At 57.9% G+C, this 3,569-nt stretch carries 4 protein-coding genes and 1 pseudogene; all 5 read left to right on the plus strand.

Annotated elements, in window-relative coordinates; genetic code table 11:
• Window positions 1-811, plus strand: an 811-nt coding sequence (locus F8J34_RS06070) for an ATP-binding protein (RefSeq protein ID WP_297057186.1), incomplete at its 5' end; no start/stop codon positions are given.
• The gene (locus F8J34_RS06075) at window positions 808-1,542 is read left to right on the plus strand and encodes a hypothetical protein (RefSeq protein ID WP_297057188.1); all 735 of its coding nucleotides are present in this window, start codon (window positions 808-810) and stop codon (window positions 1,540-1,542) included. The genes F8J34_RS06070 and F8J34_RS06075, both read left to right, overlap by 4 nt.
• Complete coding sequence (tilS, locus tag F8J34_RS06080; protein WP_297057189.1) at window positions 1,523-2,872, plus strand: tRNA lysidine(34) synthetase TilS; 1,350 nt, start codon at window positions 1,523-1,525, stop codon at window positions 2,870-2,872. The genes F8J34_RS06075 and tilS overlap by 20 nt, the downstream gene beginning before the upstream one ends.
• A gap of 80 nt (window positions 2,873-2,952) precedes the next feature.
• Window positions 2,953-3,105 (plus strand): annotated as a pseudogene (locus F8J34_RS09800) (ATP-dependent metallopeptidase FtsH/Yme1/Tma family protein); the annotation flags it as partial.
• Window positions 3,106-3,156: 51 nt separating this feature from the next.
• Window positions 3,157-3,569, plus strand: a 413-nt coding sequence (locus tag F8J34_RS06085) for an AAA family ATPase (RefSeq protein ID WP_297057191.1), incomplete at its 3' end; no start/stop codon positions are given.

Consider the following 3,569-nt stretch of genomic DNA (forward strand, 5'->3'; position numbering starts at 1 on the left):
CTCCTCCCGGGGCGAGATGCGTCTGGGAGGGACCATCCTGGGATATTCCCTTTTTCCCATCCGCAGGAACAGGGAGATCCTGGGCTGGGGATTCCTTTTTCAGGACATTACCGAGGTCCGGGAAAAGGAGGAAAAGCTGCAGGAGGCCCAGCGACTGGCTTCCCTGGGCAGTATGGCTGCGGGTCTTATCCACGAGATCAAGAATCCTCTGGCCACTATAAGCGGGGGGATCGAGTTTTTGAGGGAACGCCTGGGAAATCCGCCGGATCTGGCCCCGATTCTGGAGGTTATATCCCGGGAAAGCGAGCGTTTGAACCGGCTGGTGACCAACTTCCTCTTTTTCGCCCGACCGGAGCGGGGCGAGACCGAGATCTTCGCCCCCCGCGAGCTCATGGAGGAGATCCTTAGGGCGGATCCGGCTTTCTTTTCCCGAATTCGTCTGGAGCAGGATCTTCCCCCCGGAAGGGTGCGGGCCAACCGGGAACAATGGCGCCAGATCTGGGAGAACCTTTTGCGCAATGCGGTGGAGGCGGCCCTGGAAAGTCCTTCTCCCCGGGTGAAGGTGAAGGGCTTTTTCGAGGACCACTTTTTTGTTTTTCGGGTGGAGGACTCCGGACCGGGTATTCCCGAAGAGGTCCGTTCCCGCCTCTTCGATCCCTTCTTTACCACCAAAGCCCGGGGAACGGGTCTCGGACTTGCGGTGGTCTATAGGATAGTGGAAAATCTAAAGGGTGAGCTTAAATATTTTTCCGGCCCGGAGGGGGGAACCATCTTCGAGGTTCGAATCCCCGGAGTCAAGGTGGAGTCATGAACAACGGTTTTGAGGATCTGGCCGAAAGCCTCTCCCTGGAGGTAAAGCGGGAGATCGCGGAACGTTATTTTACCCACCGCAAGGTGATAGAGGAGGAGATCGAGGAATATCAGGAGGCCCTAAAAAACTTTGAACGGGAAGAGGAAAAGATCCTTCGCGAACTCCTGCGTCTCATGGTCCTTCTCAAGGATCCGGATCTTCTGGAGCGTTTCGAAGAGATTACCGGGCTCCATCTCAAGCCCTACTATGACGAGTATATCCTTTCCTCTCCCACCATTCGAAAGCGTCTGTTTCGGAAGTTGCGTTCCCGGGGTTTCACCTCCAAAGGTAAATTTCTGCGCCTCTTTGAGGACACCTATAAAAGGCTCTGGGAGAAACTTCCCCTTTACCAGAGAAAGCTAAGCTTCCTGGAACACTGGGCCAGGAGAATCAACGAGGACATCGAGGAATTCCATCGGGAGTACGACCTGGGGAGCATCTTCGCCTTCTTTTCCTCCCTGGAGGGCGGTACCCCTTCGGAGATGGCGGTATCCATAGAAGGCGGTTCCCGGGAGGGGCTTGAGGAACAATTACGTTTCGCCAGGGTCCCTTCCCCTCAGGGTCGTTTTGTGGATCTCAAGGGACTTCCTCGATGGAAGGAGGTAAGCGGGAAGCTTCTGGCCCTGGCCAAGGAGGCTTACCGAAGACATAGCGGAGAGGCCAAACAACTTCTTGAGATCCTCGCTACTTAGAAAGGTTCGGCAGACCATCGAAAGGTACGCCCTTTTCCGTCCCGGAGACCGGGTGCTGGTGGCGGTCTCCGGAGGGGTGGACTCCATGGTCTTGCTGGAGGTCCTCCATCTCTTGCAGCGCGAATACGGGCTTTCCCTGTGGGTAGCCCATTACGATCACCGTTTGAGAAAGAGTTCTCTGGAAGAGGCCCTGTGGGTGCGGCAGGAGGCCCGGCGAAGGGGGTTGCCTTTTATTTACGGGGTGGGTCTGGTGCGGGAGTACGCTCGCCGGGAGAAGATCAGTCTGGAGATGGCCGGGAGGGAATTGCGTTATCGTTTTTTTGAATCTCTAAGGCGCAGGCTGGACCTTCAGAAGGTGGCCCTGGCTCACCATGCCGACGATCTGGCCGAGGAAGTATTACTCAAGTTCATTCGCGGGGCCGGACGTCGGGGGCTGGCCGGTATTCCGGTGAAGAGGGAAGAGGTGGTGGTGCGTCCCCTTCTTCTGGTGACCCGGGCGGAGATAGAGGCCTTTGCCCGGCAGAGAGGGCTACGATGGGTGGAAGACGAAAGCAACCAGGACCCTCGATTCTGGCGCAACCGGGTGCGACACCTGCTTTTACCCTTTCTTGAGCGGCATTTTCATCCCCGGGTGCGGGAGAATCTGAAACGCACCGCCCTCATCCTGGCGGAAGAAGAGGAACTGATCGGGGACCTGGCTCGCAGGGCCTATGACCGGGCCCTCCTGGAGACGGGGGAACTGTCCGTCCCGGTATTGAGAGAGCTTCCGGAGGCCCTGCGTCGTCGTATCTACTGGATAGCCCTGAAGGAGGCGGGGGTCCCCCTTCTCCGGATCCGGCAGGGGCATCTTCAGGCTCTGGAGCAGCTCTTTAGAGGCCGGGCCCGGGGCCCGGTTCCTCTGCCCGGAGGTTTCATGGCCCTGAGGGCCCCGGGGAGGATAAGGATCCTTTCCGGGCCCCAGCCCGCTATCAGTCCTTTTGTGCTTAAGGTCCAGGGCCCGGGAAGATATCCCCTGCCCGGAGGATGGTACCTCCGGGTGGAATCATCCCCTACCTGCCCGGAAGGGCTCCGTCTCAAGAAGGACTTCCCCTTTATCGTACGCAGCCGTCGCCCCGGAGATCGGGTCCTGATTCCGGGGCTGGGGCACAAAAAGATCAAGAAATTGCTCCGGGAAAAGGGTCTTACGGTCTGGGAGAGGGATCTCTGGCCCCTGGTGGAAAAGGACGGGAAGATCATCGCCATTCCCGAATACTACGTCCATCCCGACTGGAGGCCCTCCCCGCAGGAGGAGGCCCTTTGCCTGAAGTTGGAAAGAGGGTATAAAATATAAAAAATATTGAGGAGTAAAAGCTGAAAGGAATTTGGCAGAGTTTATGCATAGCCAGTCTGGTTGTCCTGTTCTTCCTGGCCATCTTTTTCTTTTTTCCTTCCGGGCGGCCGGAACTCAGCTATAACACCTTTCTCGACGAGGTCCGGGCCGGACACATTACCGAGGTCTATCTCAAGGGTCACCGGCTTGAGGCCATAACCTCCGGGGGGCAGCGTTACCGGGTTTATGTCCCTCAGGATTCGGAGCTGATCCCCTTCCTCAGGAGATACCTGGTCAAGATCTATGTGGAAAATCCGGGGCTGATCCCTTCCTGGGCCTGGGTCTTTCTGGGAGGGGTGGCGGTCTTTATCCTCCTGAGTCTGGTCCTCAATCTCAAGCCGGCCTCGGTGCCCTCCCAGTTCTTTTCCTTCGTTCGGGCCCGGGCCCGCTTTATTCGGCCGGAAGAGGTGGAGGTGCGTTTCAAGGACGTGGGGGACATCGAGGAGGTCAAGGAGGAATTGTGGGAGATCGTGGAGTTTTTGAGGGATCCCCAGAAGTTTATTCGCCTGGGGGGTAGAATGCCCAAGGGCGTGCTTCTCATGGGGCCCCCGGGTACGGGAAAGACTCTGCTGGCCAAGGCCATAGCCGGAGAGGCCGGGGTGCCCTTTTTCAGCATTAGCGGTTCGGACTTTGTGGAGATGTTCGTGGGGGTGGGGGC

This window comes from Thermosulfurimonas sp. (assembly GCF_015491435.1).
Lineage (GTDB): Bacteria > Desulfobacterota > Thermodesulfobacteria > Thermodesulfobacteriales > Thermodesulfobacteriaceae > Thermosulfurimonas_A.

What these genes read in the sequence shown, in the direction of transcription:
- F8J34_RS06075 (WP_297057188.1), top strand. Translation starts at nt 808, where the DNA reads ATGAACAACGGTTTTGAGGATCTGGCCGAAAGCCTCTCCCTGGAGGTA.